This is a genomic window from Lawsonibacter sp. (assembly GCF_022777125.1).
In the GTDB taxonomy this organism is placed as follows: domain Bacteria; phylum Bacillota; class Clostridia; order Oscillospirales; family Oscillospiraceae; genus Lawsonibacter_A; species Lawsonibacter_A hominis.
This window is the reverse complement of record NZ_JALFGV010000067.1, coordinates 22,231-42,079: the sequence shown is the minus strand read 5'-3', so window position 1 is coordinate 42,079 and position 19,849 is coordinate 22,231. Positions and strand designations below refer to the sequence as shown.

General features: G+C 60.9%; 22 protein-coding genes. 5 read left to right on the top strand and 17 right to left on the bottom strand.

All coding sequences use genetic code 11. The features are described from left to right. The coding region (locus MR825_RS05615) for an AI-2E family transporter (protein ID WP_287879380.1) at nt 1-861 on the bottom strand (861 nt) is incomplete at its 3' end. A 30-nt stretch (nt 862-891) separates the two neighbouring features. Here MR825_RS05615 and MR825_RS05610 point away from each other — a divergent pair. Further along, nucleotides 892-1,245, top strand: a complete 354-nt coding sequence (locus MR825_RS05610; protein ID WP_287879378.1) for a hypothetical protein — start codon at nt 892-894, stop codon at nt 1,243-1,245. A 133-nt stretch (nt 1,246-1,378) separates the two neighbouring features. On the opposite strand, the gene tyrS is transcribed toward MR825_RS05610, so the two are convergent. The 16 genes from tyrS to MR825_RS05530 form a co-directional block, all read right to left on the bottom strand. Beyond that, complete coding sequence (gene tyrS / locus MR825_RS05605; RefSeq protein WP_186906442.1) at nt 1,379-2,605, bottom strand: tyrosine--tRNA ligase; 1,227 nt, start codon at nt 2,603-2,605, stop codon at nt 1,379-1,381. Continuing rightward, nucleotides 2,592-3,113 (bottom strand): GNAT family N-acetyltransferase, encoded by a 522-nt coding sequence (locus MR825_RS05600; protein WP_287879375.1) that lies wholly within the window; start codon nt 3,111-3,113, stop codon nt 2,592-2,594. The genes tyrS and MR825_RS05600 overlap by 14 nt, the downstream gene beginning before the upstream one ends. Next, the gene (locus MR825_RS05595) at nt 3,110-3,403 is read right to left on the bottom strand and encodes a hypothetical protein (protein ID WP_287879372.1); all 294 of its coding nucleotides are present in this window, start codon (nt 3,401-3,403) and stop codon (nt 3,110-3,112) included. Before MR825_RS05595 ends, MR825_RS05600 begins: the two co-directional genes overlap by 4 nt. Nucleotides 3,404-3,730: 327 nt before the next feature. Further along, entirely contained in the window at nt 3,731-5,425 is a 1,695-nt protein-coding gene (gene recN, locus MR825_RS05590; protein ID WP_186906439.1) for a DNA repair protein RecN, read from the bottom strand. 75 nt (nt 5,426-5,500) lie between these two features. Beyond that, nucleotides 5,501-5,953 (bottom strand): arginine repressor, encoded by a 453-nt coding sequence (locus tag MR825_RS05585; RefSeq protein ID WP_186906438.1) that lies wholly within the window; start codon nt 5,951-5,953, stop codon nt 5,501-5,503. A 2-nt stretch (nt 5,954-5,955) separates the two neighbouring features. Further along, nucleotides 5,956-6,819 (bottom strand): NAD(+)/NADH kinase, encoded by an 864-nt coding sequence (locus MR825_RS05580; protein WP_186906437.1) that lies wholly within the window; start codon nt 6,817-6,819, stop codon nt 5,956-5,958. Continuing rightward, a complete protein-coding gene (locus MR825_RS05575; protein ID WP_186906436.1) occupies nt 6,816-7,634 on the bottom strand; it encodes a TlyA family RNA methyltransferase in 819 nt (272 codons plus the stop codon). Before MR825_RS05575 ends, MR825_RS05580 begins: the two co-directional genes overlap by 4 nt. Next, complete coding sequence (gene dxs / locus MR825_RS05570; protein WP_186906435.1) at nt 7,621-9,468, bottom strand: 1-deoxy-D-xylulose-5-phosphate synthase; 1,848 nt, start codon at nt 9,466-9,468, stop codon at nt 7,621-7,623. The genes MR825_RS05575 and dxs overlap by 14 nt, the downstream gene beginning before the upstream one ends. 40 nt (nt 9,469-9,508) lie before the next feature. Beyond that, complete coding sequence (locus MR825_RS05565; protein WP_186906434.1) at nt 9,509-9,973, bottom strand: divergent PAP2 family protein; 465 nt, start codon at nt 9,971-9,973, stop codon at nt 9,509-9,511. Nucleotides 9,974-9,989: 16 nt separating this feature from the next. Next, nucleotides 9,990-10,871, bottom strand: a complete 882-nt coding sequence (locus MR825_RS05560; RefSeq protein WP_186906433.1) for a polyprenyl synthetase family protein — start codon at nt 10,869-10,871, stop codon at nt 9,990-9,992. Continuing rightward, nucleotides 10,868-11,107: an exodeoxyribonuclease VII small subunit gene (gene xseB, locus MR825_RS05555; protein ID WP_256175286.1), complete on the bottom strand. Its 240-nt coding sequence runs from the start codon at nt 11,105-11,107 to the stop codon at nt 10,868-10,870. The genes MR825_RS05560 and xseB overlap by 4 nt, the downstream gene beginning before the upstream one ends. 41 nt (nt 11,108-11,148) lie before the next feature. Beyond that, nucleotides 11,149-12,342 carry an exodeoxyribonuclease VII large subunit gene (gene xseA / locus MR825_RS05550; protein ID WP_256175284.1) on the bottom strand — a complete coding sequence of 398 codons (1,194 nt, stop codon included), beginning with the start codon at nt 12,340-12,342 and terminating at the stop codon, nt 11,149-11,151. Next, complete coding sequence (locus MR825_RS05545) at nt 12,342-13,268, bottom strand: DNA-binding protein (RefSeq protein ID WP_186906430.1); 927 nt, start codon at nt 13,266-13,268, stop codon at nt 12,342-12,344. Before MR825_RS05545 ends, xseA begins: the two co-directional genes overlap by 1 nt. Nucleotide 13,269: 1 nt before the next feature. Next, nucleotides 13,270-13,758 (bottom strand): transcription antitermination factor NusB, encoded by a 489-nt coding sequence (gene nusB / locus MR825_RS05540; protein ID WP_186906429.1) that lies wholly within the window; start codon nt 13,756-13,758, stop codon nt 13,270-13,272. A 335-nt stretch (nt 13,759-14,093) separates the two neighbouring features. Further along, complete coding sequence (gene rbr / locus MR825_RS05535; RefSeq protein ID WP_186906428.1) at nt 14,094-14,627, bottom strand: rubrerythrin; 534 nt, start codon at nt 14,625-14,627, stop codon at nt 14,094-14,096. A gap of 75 nt (nt 14,628-14,702) precedes the next feature. Then, a complete protein-coding gene (locus MR825_RS05530; RefSeq protein ID WP_287879367.1) occupies nt 14,703-15,086 on the bottom strand; it encodes a Fur family transcriptional regulator in 384 nt (127 codons plus the stop codon). 186 nt (nt 15,087-15,272) lie between these two features. Between MR825_RS05530 and MR825_RS05525 the strand changes: the two genes are divergently transcribed. The 4 genes from MR825_RS05525 (at nt 15,273) to vanT (ending at nt 19,844) form a co-directional block, all read left to right on the top strand. Further along, on the top strand, nt 15,273-15,698 hold the full coding sequence (locus tag MR825_RS05525) for a hypothetical protein (RefSeq protein WP_287879366.1): 426 nt from the start codon (nt 15,273-15,275) through the stop codon (nt 15,696-15,698). Nucleotides 15,699-15,913: 215 nt separating this feature from the next. Next, complete coding sequence (gene vanG, locus MR825_RS05520) at nt 15,914-16,966, top strand: D-alanine--D-serine ligase VanG (RefSeq protein WP_287879364.1); 1,053 nt, start codon at nt 15,914-15,916, stop codon at nt 16,964-16,966. Next, entirely contained in the window at nt 16,963-17,718 is a 756-nt protein-coding gene (locus tag MR825_RS05515) for a M15 family metallopeptidase (protein ID WP_287879363.1), read from the top strand. The genes vanG and MR825_RS05515 overlap by 4 nt, the downstream gene beginning before the upstream one ends. Beyond that, entirely contained in the window at nt 17,715-19,844 is a 2,130-nt protein-coding gene (gene vanT, locus MR825_RS05510; RefSeq protein ID WP_287879362.1) for a serine racemase VanT catalytic subunit, read from the top strand. The genes MR825_RS05515 and vanT overlap by 4 nt, the downstream gene beginning before the upstream one ends. Nucleotides 19,845-19,849: the final 5 nt, after the last annotated feature.

Here is a 19,849-nt window from a genome sequence, read left to right as displayed (position 1 = left end):
GATCGCACCCAGGATGGGGCCAAAAAAGGGAATGATGTTGGTCACCCCGATCACAACGCTGATCAGCATGGGGTACGGGATACGCAGGATCAGGCACAGGAGGAAGCACAATACGCCGATAATGGCGGAGTCGATCAGCTTGCCGTTGATGAAACCCACGAACACCTTGTTGGCGTGGCTGCAGATCTGCAGAAATTTGTCGGCCCTCCGCTTTGGAACGACAGCATAGAGCATTTTTTTCAGCTGAGGCACCAGCCGCCCCTTTCCAGCCAGCATATAGATGGAGGAAATGACCGCAGTGATGCCGGAGATGATGCCGCTGCCCACCGCCATCCCGAAATCCAGCAGCTGCGGCAGGGAGCTGGCCACTGTTTCCGTCAGCTTGCTGGTCAAGTTTTTGATAAATTCCAGGCTTTCCTCGATCCCGGCCCCTTCCAGCTGGAACTGCTCCGTCACCTGCTGGACCAAACGTTCCAGTCCGTTCAGGTAGTACTGCATGTTCGTGGCCAGATCCATGATGCTCTGGACCACCTGCGGCAAAATCATCTGCAGCAGAATCACCACCAGGGCCAGGGCCAGCAGATAGACGGTCAGGATGGATAATCCGCGCTTAAACCTTAATTTGCGGTAAACCTTCCGTTCAAAAAAGCACATGGGCGTATTGAGCAGATAGGCAATGGCAAACCCGGCGATGAAAGGCGATACCACCCCCATAAACAGGCTCAGCCGGGTCTGGATCACGTCGAAATGGGTCAGCGCCACATAGAACAAAATCGCAATCAGCAGGACCAGCAGCAGTGAAATGGATCTCCCATCCAAAATATACCATTTTCGTTTGTCCTTGTTTTCCTTATCCGGCACGCATCCTGTCCCCCTTCGGTTGCTACGGTTATGGATCACAGTACGGTCGATCCGGCCGTGCGTCTTGCTGCGGCAGGGCCGCACGAATCAGCCGCAGAACGGTTTCCCCTTATTCCGTATCATAGCACGGCCGCCGGTATTGCGCAACCGGAAACGGTCCTGCCGCAGTCTGATTGGAATATGGTCATGAAATCCGCGCTTCTTTCCGTTCTTTTCTTAAGGCATCACCGCACAATTCCCCACGCGCGTCTTGGCGGCCAATTTGTCCCACAAATGCGTTGCAAAACCTTGCAATACACAAAGTATTCCTGCGGTTTTGCGCCTTTTGGCGGCACAAATTTTTGCGCCAATCCACACGCGCTGAATGATGCGGTAATGCCTTAATCTTACCATACCCAACGGTCGGACCGATAAACTATTTTTTAAGGTTCTTTTGTTTTTTTCGAAAAAACAGCGGCGGGACCCATCCTGATACAAGAAACAGACCCCGCCGCTGTTCTGTTTTACCGTCTGTTTTTCAAATCAGGCTTACCCGGTGGAATACCTTCTTGCCCTTTTTGAGCATCACGCCCTCGCCGGAGAGCTGCTGCTCCGTGAGCGCGGCTGCAATATCGGTGATCTTGACGCCGTCCACCTCCACGCCGCCCTGCTGCACCAGGCGGCGGGCTTCCGAGCGGGAGGGCGTCAGGCCGCACTTGACCATCAAATCCAGCAGCGCGATTTTTCCGTCGGTCAAGTCGTCGGAGGCGAGTCCGGTGGCGGGCACATTGGACTTATCTCCGCCCTGGGCAAAGAGGGCGCGGGCAGCCTGCTGGGCCTTCCCGGCCTCCTCCTCCCCATGGACCAGTTTGGTCAGCTCAAAGGCCAGGATCTCTTTGGCAGTGTTGAGCTGGGCCCCCTCCCAATGATCCATCTCGTCGATCTGCTCCAGCGGCAGGAAGGTGAGCATGCGCAAACACTTGAGCACATCGGCATCGCCGACGTTGCGCCAGTATTGATAGAACTCATACGGAGCGGTCTTATTGGGGTCCAGCCATACGGCCCCGGACTGGGTCTTGCCCATCTTCTTGCCCTCGGAATTGAGCAGCAGCGTGATGGTCATGGCGTGGGCGTCCTTCCCCAGCTTGCGGCGGATCAGCTCGGTACCGCCCAGCATGTTGGACCACTGATCGTCTCCGCCGAACTGCATATTGCATCCGTAGTGCTGGAACATGTGGTAAAAGTCGTAGGACTGCATGATCATATAGTTGAATTCCAGAAAGCTCAGGCCCTTTTCCATGCGCTGCTTGTAGCACTCGGCCCGCAGCATGTTGTTGACGGAGAAGCAGGCGCCCACCTCCCGCAGCAATTCCACGTAGTTCAGCTTCAGCAGCCAATCCGCATTGTTGAGCATCCTGGCCTTCCCCTCGCCGAATTCGATAAAGCGCTCCATCTGCTTTTTGAAGCAATCGCAGTTGTGCTGGATGGTCTCGGGCGTCATCATGGTGCGCATATCGCTTCGGCCGGAGGGGTCTCCAATCATTCCGGTACCGCCGCCGATCAGGGCGATGGGCCGGTTGCCCGCCATCTGCAGCCGCTTCATCAGGCACAGGGCCATGAAGTGGCCTACGTGAAGGGAATCCGCAGTGGGATCGAAGCCGATATAGAATACCGCCTTGCCCGCATTGATCATTTTAGAGATCTCTTCCTCATTGGTGACTTGGGCAATCAGCCCCCGGGCCTTGAGTTCTTCATAACAAGTCATGTTCATTTCGTTCCTCTCGTTTGATGTTCCGCAAATATTCCATGTGATAGGTCTTCACCTGAAACCCCAGTCCCTCATACAGCGACCGGGCGGAATTGTTGAAGGCGTAGACCGATAACTCCACGCTGTCCAGCCCAAGCGCCGCCGCCCGCTCCGCTACCCAGCGCATCAGCGATGTCCCGATCCCCTGTCCCCGACAGGACTGCGCCACACACAAGGCTTCCACACAGGCGATGCTCCGCCCCGCCAGGATCGTCTGCCCTTTCGCCTGCGTCTTGACGCTGACCAGACAGACCCCCACCGGAACCCCATCCCGCTCTGCTACCGCAGACAACCGCTCCCCTTCCGCCAACTCGTCCCGATAGGATGCCGCAAGCGTCTCCGGGGATGCCGCCCGGAACAGATCGGGCCGATTCTGGACATGGAGCGCATGGACCTGGGCCATCAGCTCTTTGCAGCGTCCGTAATCCGCCCGGCAGAGCGGTCGTATGCACAGCGTCCTTTTCATTCCAGCAGCCTCCTTCCGCAGTGGGGACGCTTCGGGTCGTCCAGGTCGTGGGACTGTCCGCAGGCGGGACAAGGGACCTGCGCGATACCGCTGCCCGCATCCCCGGGTAATTCCACGGCGTAAAATTCCAGCCTCCTGCACGAACTGCAACAATAGAGGTCTACGGTCAACGCGCCGGACAAGAGATGGTCCAAATTGCCGAACAGCCAGCTGGCTTTCCCTTTTTGCAGCGTTTCCTGTCCGACCCAGCCCATCGCTCCGCCGCAGCGCAGGCAGATCTCCCGTTTCACCCAAGTCCACACCCTTTCCGATCAAAAAACGCCCCCTGTCCGTTCGGACAGAGGGCGTAAAGACGCGGTACCACCTCTGGTTCGCCGTCTCCTCGCAGACAACGGCCTCATCGGGTGCAGTCACACCCCAGGCGCGGTAACGGGCGCACCCGACACAGCCCTACTAGGTCAAAACCGTTCCGGCGGCTGCTCCAAGGCGTATTCCCAGGCGGCCCCTCTCCCCCTCGCACCATTTCGGGGGTTCTCTGGGCAGGCGCCTTCCTGGTACTCTTCCCTGTCATCGCAGTTTGATATTGCCTTGCATTATAGTATAACCCGTTTTGTTTGTCAACGACTTTCTTTTTTATAGCGCTGCGCCGCGTCCAGCAGTTCCCCCGCGCTCTCCAGCGCCGCGGGGGTGATCTGCGCTCCGGCGGTCAGCCGGGCCAGCTCCGCCTTGCGTCGCTCCCGGTCCAAAACCTCCACCTGCGTAAAGGTCCGCCCCTTGCGCTCTCCTTTTTCCACTGAAAAATGTACATCCGCCATCGCCGCCAGCTGGGGCAAATGGGTCACGCAGAGCACCTGCTTGCGCCCGGCCACATCGGCCAGTTTTTCCGCCACCTTCTGGGCCGCACGGCCGGACACGCCGGTGTCCACCTCATCAAAGACCAGGGTGCCCACGTCGTCGTTTTCCGCCAGCACGTTTTTCAGGGCCAGCATGATGCGGGCCAGCTCGCCGCCGGAGGCGATCTTCTGGATCGGCTTCAGATCCTCTCCCACGTTGGCGGACAGGAGGAACTGCACCTCATCCATCCCCGTCTCATCCAGACCGTACTCTCCGCCCTTCTCCCGGAATTCCGCCTGAAAACGCACCTTGGGCATGTCCAGCTGGGCCAGCTCGGACTGGATGCGCTTCTGGAGCGTTTCGCCCGCCTGACGCCGCGCATCGGAGAGCCGTTTGGCGCTCTCCCGCGTCTCTTCCAGCGCCTTGTCCCGTTTCTTCTCCAGCCGCGCCAGCGTGTCGCTGGAAAACTGGATCTCATCCAGCTCCTTCCGGCAGCGGTCCAGATAGGCCAGCATCTCCTCCACCGTGTCGCCGTATTTCTTTTTCAAACGGTAGATCACGTCCAGCCTGCCCTCGATCTCATCCAATTCACCAGGCTCGAACTCAAAGCCGCAACGCAGCTCTCGGACCTGCTCGGCCAGATCGTCGGCGTCGGAGCGCAGCCCCGACAGCCGCTGAGCCAATTCGGCCACTGGAGCGCTCATGCGCCCGGCGGCGCGCAGCGCCCCCTCCGCCTGTGCGATCAGAGCCGCGGCGCCCTCCAGTTCGTCGCTGCCGGACAGAGCCGCGTGGGCGATCTCCACCGCCTCGATGAGCCGGCCCGCATTGCGCAGCAGCACACGCCGTTCGCTCAGCGCCTCATCCTCGCCCGGTTTCAGACCGGCCCGCTCCAGCTCGCTGATCTGAAAACTCAGGCTGTCGATCCGCCGGGCCTTTTCCGCCTCGTCCATCTCCAGCGCGGCCATTTCATGCCGTATGGCCTGGAACCGGTCAAAGGCCGCCTGATAGGCCGCGCAAAGCGCCTGGGTACCGCCGAAGCGGTCCAGGTAGCCCAGGTGGCAGCTCTCATCCAAAAGCTGCTGCCCGTCGTGCTGGCCATGGATGTTCAACAGCTGCCGTCCCAGCGCCCGAAGCTGGGATACCGTGATCAGCCGACCGTTCAGACGACAGACATTCTTCCCGTCGCTTTGGATCTCACGCTGAAGCAGAAGCGTTCCGTCCTCATCCGGCCCCATGCCGTTTTCCCGAAACCAAGGCAGTTCCGGCAAGCCCTGAAACACCGCGTTCACCAACGCAGACCTGGCCCCGGTGCGGATCAGGTCGCGGCTGGTACGCTCGCCCATGACCGCTCCGATGGCGTCCACCACGATGGACTTGCCCGCGCCGGTCTCGCCGGTCAGCGCGTTGAAGCCCCGGTCAAACTGGATATCCGCCGATTCGATCACCGCAATATTTTCGATATGGAGCAAAGAAAGCATCGTCTCACCACCAGTCTTACAGACGTTCCGCCGCCCCGGATCCGGCGCCGGGCGTGGCAGCGTCCCTCTCCGGGCTTATTTCAGCATCTTATGGATTTCGTTGCAGAATTCCGCCGCATCCTCATTGGTGCGCAGGATCAGAATAGCGGTGTCGTCTCCGGCCAGGCTGCCGACCAGATTCTGGATCTCCATCCCGTCGATGGCGGAGCAGGCGGCGGAGGCCAGGCCGGGCATGGTTTTCAATACCACGATATTCTGCGCCAGATCGAAGGAAATGACCCCCTCCTTAAAAATCGTGCGCAGCCTCCCGGCAAAGTTCAGGGAGGTCTTGCGCTCCGATACGGCGTATTTGTACGTGCCGTACCCCGTCAATTCCTTGACCAGATGCAGTTCCTTGATGTCCCGGGAAATCGTGGCCTGGGTGGATTGGACCCCACGCGCCTTCAGCTCCGAGAGCAATTGATCCTGGGTCTCCACATCCCGCTCCTCAATGATACGTAAGATCTCCTGCTGCCGTTTTGACTTCATGGTTACGCTCCTCCCAACTTTTGGTTCAAAATATCATAAAAGGACCGGTTCGTCAGCCGAACCAGATGGGTTTTGGAGGCGGACATCTTCAATTCCACCACATCCCCGCCGTTGAGTTTGAACGCCTTTCCGCCATCCACGGAGAGATAGGTCGTCTTCCGGGCGGCACGTCCCATTTTGACGGAGACCGTCCGCTCCTTTCCCAGCACAAAGGAACGGGCGGACAGCGCGTGGGGGCAGATCGGAGTAATAATGATATTTTCCGCCGTCGGTTCGACGATGGGGCCGCCGGCCGACATGGAATAGGCGGTGGAGCCGGTCGGCGTGCTGACGATGACGCCGTCGGAGGAAAAGCTGAAGATCCGCATCTGGTCGGCGCAGACCTCAAGATCCACCATGCGGGCCACCGCGCCCTTGGTCAGAGCCGCGTCGTTGAGCGCAATATCGGTGTAAACGCTTTTACCTTCCCGGCGGACCGTCACATCCAGCATCATGCGGGACTCCACGGTATACCGGCCGGCAGCAATTTTGGAGAGATGGGAAAGCTCGCTCTGCTCCAGTTCCGCCATAAAGCCCACACTGCCCAAATTGACCCCCAGGATGGGCACGCCGCAGGCATTGGCGTCCTTGGCCGCGTGGAGGATGGTTCCATCCCCGCCAAAGCAGATGAGCATGTCCGCGTCCTTCAATTCCTGCTGGGTGTCCAGAAAGCGGATGTGTCTGGGCAGCTCCACATTGGTGCCCTCCACTTGAAACGGCAGACACATGGCGGTCTCCACCCCGGCGTTTTTCAAAATGCGCTCGGCGGATTGGGCCGCCTTGATCCCACGATCCCGGTAGGGGTTGGGGCTGAGTACCACTTTCATGCTCTCTCTCCCTCCAGCGCGTCGTGAGAGGCTTCCACCAAGGCCTTCAGGTCTCCGTTCCACGGCGTTCCGGCTCCGGCGGTCAGATGTCCCAGATATTCGATATTTCCCTCCGGCCCGCGGATGGGCGAAAAGCTTATTTCCTTTACAGAAAAGTCCGCTTCCGCCGCGTTGCGCAGGAATTGCTCCAGCACCTCCAGGTGGACTGCCGGGTCCCGAACCACCCCCTTTTTTCCCACCTTCTCACGGCCCGCTTCAAACTGCGGCTTGACAAGGCATACCACTTGCCCATCCTCTTTCAGGATGCCGCGCAGGGCGGGCAGGATCAGGCGCAGAGAGATGAAGGACACGTCCACGGTGCCAAAGTCCAGGGACTCTGAAATCTGTTCCGCCGTGAGGTAGCGTACATTGGTCCGTTCCATACACACGACCCTTGGGTCGCTGCGCAGGCTCCACGCCAACTGACCGTAGCCCACGTCCACAGCGTACACCTTCTCCGCACCGTTCTGAAGCATACAGTCGGTAAAACCGCCGGTGGAAGCGCCTGCGTCAATCGCATGGGCTCCTGTCAAATCAATGCCGGTAAATACCTTCAGCGCCTTTTCCAGCTTGAGCCCGCCGCGGCTCACATAGGGAAGGGTCTGTCCACGCACCTCGATCGGCGCGTTTTCTTCGACCGGGGCGCCTGCCTTCTCTACCTTCCGGTCCTTCACATAGACCTGACCGCTCATGATCACCGCCTGGGCCCGCTGGCGGCTTTCCGCCAGTCCCCGTTCCACCAGCAGCAGATCCAGCCGCTTTTTAACCGTTGCCATGTCCGCAGACCTCCAACGCCTTTCTGCACAGACTCTCCCCGTCCAGGCCGCAATAATGCCGCAGCTGCTGTACGGTCCCATGCGTCACAAACCCCGGCCCGGTATCCGCCAGAGCCAGTCCTTTGAGCGGAATACCGGCACGTGCGGCGGCGGCGGCCAGCCGGTTCCCCACGCTGTTGGAGGGAGCGCTGTCCTCCGCTGCCAGAAGCCGTCCGGTCCTGCGCAGAGATTCCAACAGAATATCCGACGCTATGGGTGTAATGCAATTTAACTTTACGACTTCAGCCTGAACGCCATAGCGCTCCAGCCGCCGGGCACAGTCCAGCAGCGGATCGATCATGCTCCCGTAGCCGGCCAATGTGATGTCGCTCCCCCGCCGCAGGATGCACGCGGGCGCGGGCGCAGAATCGGCGGTATACGTCCCTTCCCCGCCGCGCGGATAGCGCACCGCTACAGGGCCATTGACCTGATAGACGGCATAGGAGAGCATGGAGCGCAGTTCCGCAAAGCTGCTGGGGCACAAAACGGTCATGCCGGGCACCGTGTCCAGAAAGGCCGGATCGAATACCCCGTGATGGGTCTCTCCGTCTTCCCCCACCAGACCGGCCCGGTCCACCGCCAGCACCACGTGGAGCTGCTGGAGGGCCACGTCGTGGATCAGCATGTCATAGGCGCGCTGCAAAAAGGAGGAATATACGGCAAAGACCGGACGTATCCCCTGCTTTGCCATACCGGCCGCCATCGTTACGGCATGGCCCTCCGCTATGCTCACATCGAAAAAGCGCTGGGGAAAGCGCCGGGCAAATTCGTCCAGACCGGTACCTCCCTGCATGGCCGCAGTAATGGCGACCAACCGTTCATCCTGCTGGGCCAGTGCGCACATGGTCTGCCCAAACACTGCGGAAAAGTTCGGCTTCGGCGGCTGTACCGGCTCCCCGTTCCCCACGCAGAACCGGCCCACGCCGTGAAAGCGGTCCGGATTGCGCTCCGCTGGTGGATAGCCCTTTCCCTTTACAGTTCTGACGTGGAGCAGAACAGGGCTTTTTAATTCCTTGGCGTAGCCCAGCAGCCGGGTCAATCCCTTCACGTCATGACCATCCACCGGACCCAGATAGGTAAAGCCCATATCTTCAAAGAGGCTGCACGGAAGCAGCGTCTCTTTGACCGCTGTTTTGATTTTGTGTGTCACATTATAAATGTGTCCGCCCAACGGCAGCACGCTCATGACCTTGCGATAGCCCTTTTTGAATTGCAGATATTGGGGCTTGAGGCGCTGGCGTGCCAGGTGGTCTGCCACACCGCCCACGCTTTTGGTGATTGACATGCCGTTGTCGTTGAGTATGACGATCAGCGGCTCGCCGCTGTCGCCTGCGTCAGACAATCCCTCGTAAGCCAGGCCGCCGGACAGCGCTCCGTCCCCAATCAACGCCAAAACATGATAGTCCTGCTTCTGTAAGGTCCTTGCCCTTGCCATTCCAACCGCCACGGATACGGAGTTGGAGGCATGCCCCGCTACAAAAGCGTCGCAGACGCTTTCCGCCGGTTTGGGAAACCCGGCGATCCCGCCAAAGGTGCGCAGCGTTTCCATCGCGTCGTTGCGTCCGGTCAGAATCTTGTGCGCATAGCACTGATGTCCCACATCAAAGACCAGCCGGTCCCGCCCGGTATCGAATACCCGGTGAATGGCCACGATGAGTTCCACCGCCCCCAGACTGGAGGCAAGGTGTCCGCCGGTACGGGAGACCGTATCGATCAGCCGCGCCCGCAGCAGGGCGCAGACCTGCGCCGCTTCGCTGTCGTTCAGGCCGCTGAGGTCGTTTGTCAATGTATCCAAGCTAAGAATGGTATCACCTCCAGGCCTTCCTTGGCCTGTTTCATGCAAACCACCAGGCGCCCAGCAGCCCCACGCCGATCCCCAGCAGGCCGCCCATGAGCACCTGGAACGGGGTATGGCCGAGCAGCTCCTTAAGCTCCTTGCCAAAGAGGGCGGGCTTCATCTCCGTCCAGTGTTCCATAATATAATTGAGAATTTTGGCCTGTTCCCCCGCCGCCTTGCGTACGTTGGCCGCATCGTACATGACCACGATGGCCACCACCGCCGCCAGCGTAAAGGTGGGAGACGTCCAGCCATACATAGCGCCCATCGCTGAAGCGCAGGCGCATACAAAGGCGGAATGGGAGCTGGGCATGCCGCCGCTGGAGAGGATATTGCGAAAATCAAGCTTATGCTTGGTGATCAGAGTAATCACAAACTTGATCACCTGCGCCAGCGCCCAGGCCAAAATCGCCAGATTCAAAATCAGATTGCCGGTTAAAAAGTCCACTGCGTTTTTTAACATCCGACTGCCCCTTCCCTCATTTCTCCCGTCCGGCCAGCTGTTCCGCCAGCCAGCACAGGGCGCCGCCCTCGCCGCCGAAGGGGGCAAGAGCCTCTATCGCCTCGCCGGTCAGGCGCTTTACCAGCGTCCGGCAGGCATCCAGGCCCTTGAGGGTCACAAACGTCGTTTTTTCACTTCTGGCGTCGGAACCGATGGGCTTTCCGAGGGTAGCCTCGTCTCCCACTACATCCAGAATATCGTCCCGGACCTGGAAGGCCAGACCCAGACGCTCCGCATAATGCCGCACGGCCTGACGCTGCTCCTGTGTGCCGCCGGCCACGATACAGCCCATTTCCGCCGCCGCGGCAATGAGCGCGCCGGTCTTGAGCCGCTGCAGTTCTTCTACCTCGGCCAGGCTGAGCGAGTGTCCCTCCCCCGCCATATCCAGCACCTGCCCGCCCACCATGCCTCTGCCGCCGGCCGCACGGGCCAGTAGGCCTGCCGCCGCGAGCGCACGCTCCGGCGGCAGCTCCGGCGGCAGCTCCAGCATGGTCTCAAAAGCAGCCGTGAGCAAGCCGTCGCCCGCCAGCACCGCCGTGGCCTCGCCGTATACCTTATGGTTGGTGGGACGGCCCCGGCGCAGATCGTCATCGTCCATGCAGGGCAGATCGTCATGGATCAGAGAGTAGGTGTGGATCATCTCGACGGCGCCCGCAAAAGGCAGCGCGGCCGCCGGGTCGCCGCCGCACATCCGGCAGGTCTCCAGCACCAGCACAGGCCGGATCCGTTTGCCCCCCGCCAAAAGGCTGTAATACATCGCGTCGTACAGATCGCCCCTTGGTTCCCGCTCCTGAAAGCACTCGTTCAGCCAGGTTTCGATCTGTGCCCGGTGTCCGTCCAGCCGCTGCTGATGGGTCATTCCCGTCCCTCCCCGTCAAAGGGCTGCTTGACCGGGCCGCCGTCAGGCCCGGCCAGCAGCTTGCTGACCTTCTGCTCCGCCTTGTCCAGCATGCCGGAGCATTTCTTCATCAGAGCGGTTCCCTCCTCAAACAGCGTGAGGGCCTCTTCCAGCGGGGCGTCCCCCTGTTCCAGCCTGGTCACAATTTCCTCCAGGCGGGCCATGGCCTGCTCAAAATTCAGCTTTTTCTCTGCCATATGATCTCTCCCTTTCCCAGCGGCGCGGGAAACGCCCGCCCCTACAGAACCTTGCAATCGATGCTGCCGTCCGCCATGCGCAGTTCCAGCTTGTCGCCGGGATGTGCTTCCCGGATGGAGCGGACGACATGCCCGTCTTCGTTCCTGGGGATCGCATAGCCCCGGCCCAGGACCTTCAGCGGACTGATGGCGTCCAGTGTGGCCGCCCGCCGCGCAAAGCGTTCCCGTTCCCGGCCCAGCGTGCCCCGCAGCCCATGGGCCAGCTTTTCCCGCTGATAATCCAACAGGACGCGCCGGTCATTCACATAACTCATGGGGTCCTGAAGCGTACGGCAGCGCCGGGCCCGCTCCAGCAGGAAGCGCGCCCCATCCAGCCGCCGGGACACGGCGCGGCCCAGCCGCCGGGACAGCTGATCCAGCGCGGCATACTGCTCGTTCTGGTCGGGGACGGCCAGCTCGGCCGCGTTGGAGGGGGTAGCCGCCCGCAAGTCGGCCACAAAGTCGGAAATGGTCACGTCCGGCTCATGGCCCACGGCGGAGATCACGGGAATACGGGAGGCGTAGATGGCGCGGGCCACGTTCTCGTCGTTGAAGGCCCACAGATCCTCCATGGAGCCGCCGCCCCGGCCGGTAATGATTAAATCCGCCGCCTGATGGCGGTTGGCCCAGGCAATGGCGGCGCAAAGTTCCCCAGGGGCCTCCGCCCCCTGCACCCGCACCGGCAGTACCAGCACCTCCGCCATGGGCCAGCGGGCGCCCAGGATGCGGATCATATCCCGCACCGCCGCACCGGCGGAGGAGGTGATGAGGGCGATACGCTCCGGAAACCGGGGAATCTTTTTTTTATGAGCCTGGTCAAACAGCCCCTCCTGATAAAGCTTTTCCTTGAGCTGTTCGAAGGCCGCATGCAGATCGCCCATCCCATCCGGGGAGAGGGCGCTGCAATAAAGCTGATACTGGCCGTCCCTGGGAAACACGGTGACCCGGCCGAAGGCAACCACCTTTTTGCCGTTTTCCGGGCGAAAGCGCAGCGACATGGCTTCGCGCCGGAACATGACGCAGCGGATGGCCCCCTCCCCATCCTTCAGGGAAAAATAGTGGTGACCGGAGGGATAGGCCTTATAATTGGAGATCTCGCCCCGTACGAAAAGGCCGGACAGGGCGCTGTCGCCGTCCAGCAGGCCCTTGATATATTGATTGACCTGGGTAACGCTGTAAACAGGCGCCGTGCTCATCAAGCGCGCCCCCCTTCCAGGCTCCGCCGGGCCAGGATGGCCACGCCCATGGCGTTGTCGGCAGAATATTCCGGACGGGCGAAGACCGCGCCGTCCAACACGCTGCGCAGCAGACGGTTGGAGGATACACCGCCGGAGCAGAGCACCGGCAGGCCGGGATACCGCTCCAGCGCGGCATCGGTACACCGGCGCACAACGTCCGCCAGCGTCTCCAGCACGAAGCGTGCGATCCGGCCCGCCGCCTCCCCCCGCGCCGCCAACTGTTTCACCTGATTTTCCATTCCGGAAAGGGAAAAGGTCAGATCGTTGCGCCGGACGGGAAAGCCGCGGCAGGGCGGAGCCTCCGCCGCCAGGGCATCCAACGCCTTCCCCGCCGGGAAATCCAGGCCCAGCAGCAGGCCGGTACGGTCGATCAGCTGTCCGGCGGAGAGATCGCTGGTGCCGCCGATGCGCGCCGCGCAGACGTTGGTTCCCTGTGGATGCACATACAAAAGCTCGGTCGTGCCGCCGGACAGATGCCAGGCCAGCAGGGGCGCATCCAGCAGCTCCGGCCGTCCCGCCGACCAGGCTGCGGCTGCAATATGACCCTGCTGGTGGGAGACGGGACAGAACGGGACGTGCAAAACCCCGGCCAGTACGCGCCCTTGGTTCTCCCCCGCCAAAAAGCAGGGCATATAGGAGCCCTCCACCGCCCTGGGGCGGGTAGAGGCCCCTACCACAGAGATCCCCTCCAGCCAGCCCTCCGCCTCCAGCTCGGCGAAGCGGTCGGGCAGATGCTTGACATGCTGAAAAAGGGCGTCGGACTGACGCAACCCCAGTTCGCCGGGCCGCACGTCCAGCAGCCGTCCGGCGTTCCTTCCCGCCGTTCCGTCAAAAACAGCGGCGGAAGTGGTGTAGTTGCTGGTATCGATCCCAAGCGCGCGCATGTCAGGGCGCATCCTTGGGCGTGGTGGGAAGCCCCACCGGATCCGGCGGGCACTCGCTGCGTACGAAGGAGCCCAGGATACCGTTTACGAAGGAGACCACCTCCGGTTCCTCGTAGTGCTTGGTCAGTTCCACCGCCTCATTGATCGCGGCGGCATTGGGGATGTCCTGCATATACAGGATCTCATACATGGCGACCCGCATGATCGCCACCGCCACCCGGTTGAGCCGCGCAAAATTCCAGCCGATCGCGTAGCGGGAGATATACTCATCCAATTCCGGCGCGTGTTCATACACCCCCTTCACCAGCGCGCTGATATAGGCGCGCTGGGTCTCGTTGGGGTACTCGCTGTAAAGGGGCTCCTCCTCCCCGATGGAGGCGAAGGTGGTACGATTCATAGCCTGCGCCAGCAGCGCTTCGGCAGTCTGCCCGGTAAAGCCCAATTCAAACGTGAAGTGGACGGCAATCTCTCGGGCGGCAGTTCTGGTCATTCGGATTCCTCCAGGCAATCAATAATACACATAGATAATTATATTATACACCAGTTATGCATAAAAAGAAAAGAGCAATTTACAGCATGCGACAAAAATGTGCGGCCAAAACATGATCCGCATGCGTTTAAAGCCGGAAAAACGGCATGGCGTTATGCCATGCCGTTCCGTCGCTCGAGACAGGCCGAAGGCCTTTTGCAGCAGAGAGGGATGTATGCCGGTCCGTGCTTGAGCGCTTACACGCGATCGCCGCCCGATCCGTCGTCTTTTCCTGCGCCTGCAGGCGCGTCACAGATCTGCCCGCGCCTCAGCGCCGGGGTCCGGGCGGAACTTTCTCAGTAATTTTGGGCCCGCAGCTCAAAATAAGCGCGGGGATGCGCGCACACCGGGCAAACCTCGGGCGCCTCTTTGCCAATGTGGATATGACCGCAGTTGCGGCACTTCCACATGTACTCGTCGCCGCGCTTGAAGACCACGCCTTCTTCCAGATTCTTCAGCAGGGTCAGGTAACGCTCCTCGTGCTCCTTTTCGATCTTTCCGACGCCTTCGAACAGGAAGGCAAGTTTTTCAAAGCCCTCCTCTTTGGCAGTCTCGGCCATCTCCCGGTACATCTGGGTCCATTCTTCCTTTTCGCCCGCAGCGGCAGCCTTCAGATTCGCCGGGGTATCGCCGATCCCGCCCAGCTCCTTGAACCAGAGTTTGGCGTGCTCCTTTTCATTGCCCGCAGTCTCCTGAAAAATAGCCGCAATCTGCTCGTAGCCCTCTTTCTTGGCCTTGCTGGCAAAATAGTCATACTTATTGCGGGCCATACTCTCCCCCGCAAAAGCTTTCCAGAGATTGGCTTCCGTTTTGCTGCCCTTCAGTTCCATACTTCATGACACTCCTTCTACTATATTTTTGTTCGGTCCGCTGTTTTTGGTTCGCGATCAATTGAGGAAAATAAGTCAATGCACCCGCTTGCAGCCGACACAGATCCCAAGAAAAAGGACCTCATGACCATGCACGTCGTGGCCGCTGTGCAAAAGCGCCTGTTCATCCAGTCCCCGGTCATAGGGCAGGCCCAAATCATATACCGCGCCGCAGGCGGAACACCTGAAATGGGGATGAGGCATGGTATTGGCATCATACCGCTCCACCGGAAACGCCATGCGCACGATGGCGCCCTCGTCTGCCAGCAGATTCAAATTGCGATAGACCGTCCCCAGACTCAGATTTGGATTCTCCGGCTTGAGCCATTGATACATCATCTCCGCCGTCGGATGTTCATGGCTGGCTTTCAATGCCTCAAAAATCAACTCCCGCTGCCGTGAGTATCGTTTGCCCTTCATTGCTCATCTCCTCTTTCAAGATCAGTAACTATTACTGTTATTAATATAACAGTTCTTCCCACCTTTTGCAAGCGCAATTTATAAAAAAACAAAAATTTTACCGGGCGTAAAGCGACTGGCGCCGTGCATACTAAACTGCGGATGGAGATCATCTAAAAAACTGCGTAATCAGCAGGAGGATACGGAATGAAACGGATTTTGACAATTCTGTTCCTGGGGCTGGCTCTGACGCTCACTACGGCCGGCTGTACCCGGGACAAGGCGCCCAATGTGACCCCGACCCCCACGACACCGGCCGCTACCGCTACGCCCAGTACGAGTCCGGTCACGACCCCAGGGACCAATGATGGCGCCGTTAATGATAACGACGGCATCATTGGCAATGAGTCGACCAATGACGCGCACGCCACCGGCACCCCCGGCACCACAGGGACCGGAGGCGTCGCCGGCACCACCATCCGCCCCACTCCGCGTACCGGAACCGGCCGTGATATCGGCAATGCGGCCGGCGATATCGTCGGCGGAGTCGGCAATGCCGCCGGTGATATCGTCAATGGAGTCGGCAATGCCGCCCGTGACATCGGCACCGGAGTAAAAGACGCCTTGCACTGACCAAAGGACAGACTGCGGCATGGGTTTTCCATGCCGCAGTTTGTTTGAAGCGGCGAAAAAGCGGTCGCGCCCGCAGCATAGGAGCCTATGCTGCGGGATGTTTGTCTTTTTTAAGAATCGCGTTCTGATTTCTTAAGTCTTTGGACGGCTTGTTTTCATATCTCCAGGTCCCTTTTTTGTTATGCTTTGGACAAACAAAACAGGGAGGTATGGTTATGTCCCGACGAAAGTTGGCCGTTCTGTTCGGCGGCTGCTCCAGCGAATACTCCGTTTCGCTTCAATCCGCTCACGCGGTGCTCGCCCACTTGGACCCGGAAAAATATGAACCGGTGCTGCTGGGGATCACCCGGGAGGGCCGATGGCTGCTGTATACCGGCCCGTTGGAAGCTCTGCTGGACGATACCTGGCACCAAGACACACGCCGCACCATCCCGGCTGTCATCTCTCCGGACCGCGGCCTGCATGGTCTGCTGGTGATCGCCCCCGCCGGAATAACCGCCGTCCGCCTGGATGCGGCCTTTCCGGTGCTCCATGGAAAAAACGGCGAGGACGGAACCGTACAGGGCCTGCTGGAGCTTGCCGGAATCCCGATAGTCGGATGCGGAACATGTGCCAGCGCGGTCTGTATGGATAAAGACCTGGCCCATCGCCTGGCCGGCCAGTCCGGCGTGGCTGTGCCGCGTTCGGTGGTGTTCCGCGCCGGCGAGGATCGAGCCATGCTGCCGTCCCAGGCTGCACGACTGGGCTATCCGCTGTTCGTCAAGCCTGCCCGGGCGGGCTCCTCCTTCGGCGTCAGCCGGGTGGAGCGCCCCGACGCGCTGGACGCGGCGGTGACCGCCGCGCTGGAGCATGACAGCAAGATCCTTTTAGAGGAAGCGGTGCCCGGCTTTGAGGTGGGCTGCGCTGTGTTGGGCAATCTGGGGCTGACCGTAGGCGAAGTGGACGAAATCGAGCTGACGCAGGGATTTTTTGACTACACGGAAAAATACAACCTGATGACCGCTCAGATCCATATGCCTGCCCGGATTTCCCGGGAAACGGCGGAGTCCGTCAAGGCGGCGGCCTGTAAGGTCTACTGGGCTCTGAACTGCTCGGGGTTTGCCCGCGTGGACCTGTTTTTAACGCCGGAGGGCCGTGTGGTATTCAATGAAGTCAATACCATCCCCGGCTTCACCAGTCACAGCCGTTACCCCAACATGATGCACGGCATCGGCCTGGAATTCGGGGCGCTTCTGGACCGTGCGATCGAATTGGCGGTGGGCGCATGAAATCTGCTCCTCCGTGGCCTGCCGCCGGGACACTTCTGCTGGTCAACCGGGAGCACCCGCTTCTCCGGGCGCCGGAGGCCGAAGAACTGACGGCGGTGGACCGCAGTCATCCGGACATTCTGCTTCACCGCCGCGCCAAGGTCATGTTGGATGAACTGCTGCAGGCCGCCGGGGCAAAGGGAAGCGTGATTCCGGTGAGCGGTTACCGCACCCAGCGGGAGCAGCGGCAGATCTGGGACGATACGGTACGGGAACGGGGGCTCCGGTTCACACGGACCTATGTGGCCGCGCCGGGGTGCAGTGAACACCAGACCGGTCTGGCCGTAGATCTGGGCGAGAATGTGCCTGATCTGGATTTCATATGCCCCTGCTTCCCCGACTCGGGCCCCTGCCGTGCTTTGCGGGAAAAGGCGGCGGATTACGGCTTCGTGCTCCGTTACCCAAAGGGAAAGGAAGCGATCACCGGGATCGGCTGGGAGCCCTGGCATTTCCGCTATGTGGGCTGGCCCCATGCCCGGATCATGACGGAGCGGAATCTGGTGCTGGAAGAATATCTGGCATGGCTGCGGACGTTTCCGGCAGAGGGCGCTCCTCTGCGTTATCGGGCCGCAGGCCGCTCGTTCGAGGTATGTTACGCACCGGACGGACATCTGGACGCTCTGGAAGCGCTGCTTTCCTCCGGCATGCCCTGCCAGTGTTCGGACACCAATACCGGCGGCATGGTGTTCACTTTGTGGAGGGACGCAGGATGAAGCAATGCCGATTGGGCGGACTGGATCGCTTCCGGCCCGTCGCGGCGCTGCTGGTGGTGGCCATACACACAGGGCCGCTGCTCTCCTGGAGCCGCGACGTCAACTACCTGCTCTGTGATATTCTGGCCCGGCTGGCCGTTCCCTTTTTCTTCGCCGTCAGCGGATATTTCCTCGTGCCGGAGCTGCGGGCTCGGGGCGTGAGCGCCCTGCTCCCCTTTTTAAAAAAGGGCCTTCTCCTCTACGGCCTCTCCGCTTTGCTGTACGCTCCCATCAACCTCTACAGCGGTTATTTTTCTCAACCCGGGCTTCCTTTGGAGCTGCTGCGCGACGCCTGTTTCAACGGTCTTTTTTATCACTTGTGGTACTTTCCCGCCGTGCTGCTGGGCGGATGCATCGTCTGCCTGCTGGTCCGGCGGCTTCGTTTGGCCACCGCCGCGGCAGTCTGTGCTGTCCTTTACGTCCTGGGCCTGCTCGGTGACAGCTATTATGCCTTTACAAATGCGATACCACCGTTGAAGGCATTTTATGAAGCTCTGTTCCAGTGCTTTGACTATACCCGCAACGGCCTGTTCTTCGCGCCCCTATTTCTACTGTTGGGCGGTTGTCTTGCCGGGAGGGGAAACCGGCGCGCTGATGGCCGGTATGCCGCCGGGCTGCTGCTCTCTCTGGGGCTTCTGCTGGCCGAAGGGCTTCTTGTAAAGCAATTTCACCTTGCGCGCTTTGACGCACTCTACCTCTCGCTGCCGCTTTGTATTTTCTTTCTGCTCTGCTGGCTGCGCGGTCTGGATCTGCCGGCCCGTCCCCAACTGCGCCGTTGGTCTGCCGCGGTGTATCTGCTCCATCCGCTCTGCATTCTGCTCGTCCGCGGCGGGGCCAAGGCGCTTGGCCTGAGCGCGCTGCTCATTGAAAACCGCCTGCTCCACTATCTGGCGGTGGTCTTTCTTTCCGGTCTGCTGGCGGCTCCCTTTGCGTTGGTCCCCCGAAAGCGCCCGGAGCCGGAACGGGGCCGGGCCTGGATCGAGTTGGACGCCGCCGCCCTGCGGCACAATGTCAACGTCCTGTCCGGCCTGCTGCCGGAGGGATGCGCACTCACGGCGGTGCTGAAGGCCAACGCCTACGGACACGGCGACCTGGAATGCGCCCGCATCTGTCAAAAGGCCGGCATCCGGTCCTTCGCCGTGGCCACCGCCGCAGAAGGAGCCCGTCTACGCCGGGGCGGCGTCCGGGGAGACATTCTGGTGCTGGGCTGGTCCGGAGCCGGGGCGGTCCCGCTGCTGCGACGCTATCGCCTGACCCAGACGGTGGTGAGTCCGGAACACGCCCGGCTCCTGGACCGCTGCGGGAAGCGCCTGCGGGTCCATATCAAGATAGACACCGGGATGCACCGCCTCGGTACCGGGTGGGATGACGCGGCTTCTCTGCGCGAACTCTACGCCTGCTCCCATTTGCAGGTAAAGGGGCTGTTTACCCATCTGGCCGCCAGTGAGACCTGTTCTCCCTCCGATCAAGCCTGCACCCAGGCGCAGATACGCCGCTTCTGGCACGCGGTGGAAACCCTGAGCGGCGCCGGTCTGCCCATCGGAGCGCTCCATATACAAAGCAGCTATGGTCTGCTCAACTACGGCCCCCTGGAGGGCTGCGGCTGGGTACGCACCGGCATCGCGCTGTATGGCCTGCTCAGCGCTCCCCAGGATCATCCCCGCATCTGCCCCGACCTGCGCCCGGTCCTTGCGCTCCGGGCCCGGGTAGCCCAGATCCACACTTTGGAGCCGGGCGAGCACGCCGGATACGACGGGGCGTTCACCGCATCCCGCCCGACCCGGCTGGCCCTGATCACAATCGGTTATGCCGACGGCTGGCCCCGCGCCCTTTCCTGCGGCAGAGGCCGGGTACTGCTCCACGGCCAGCCGGCCCCGATTGCGGGTCTGATCTGTATGGATCAGCTTCTGGCGGATGTGACGGAGATCCCCGATGTCCGCCCTGGAGATACCGCCACGCTCATCGGCCGGGATGGCGACGCCGTGCTCACCGCCGAAGCAGCAGCTGAGGCGGCGGGCACCATCACCAATGAGCTTCTCTCCCGTCTGGGCCCGCGGCTGCCCCGCATCGTTGGGAGCGAAGCATAAAAAGA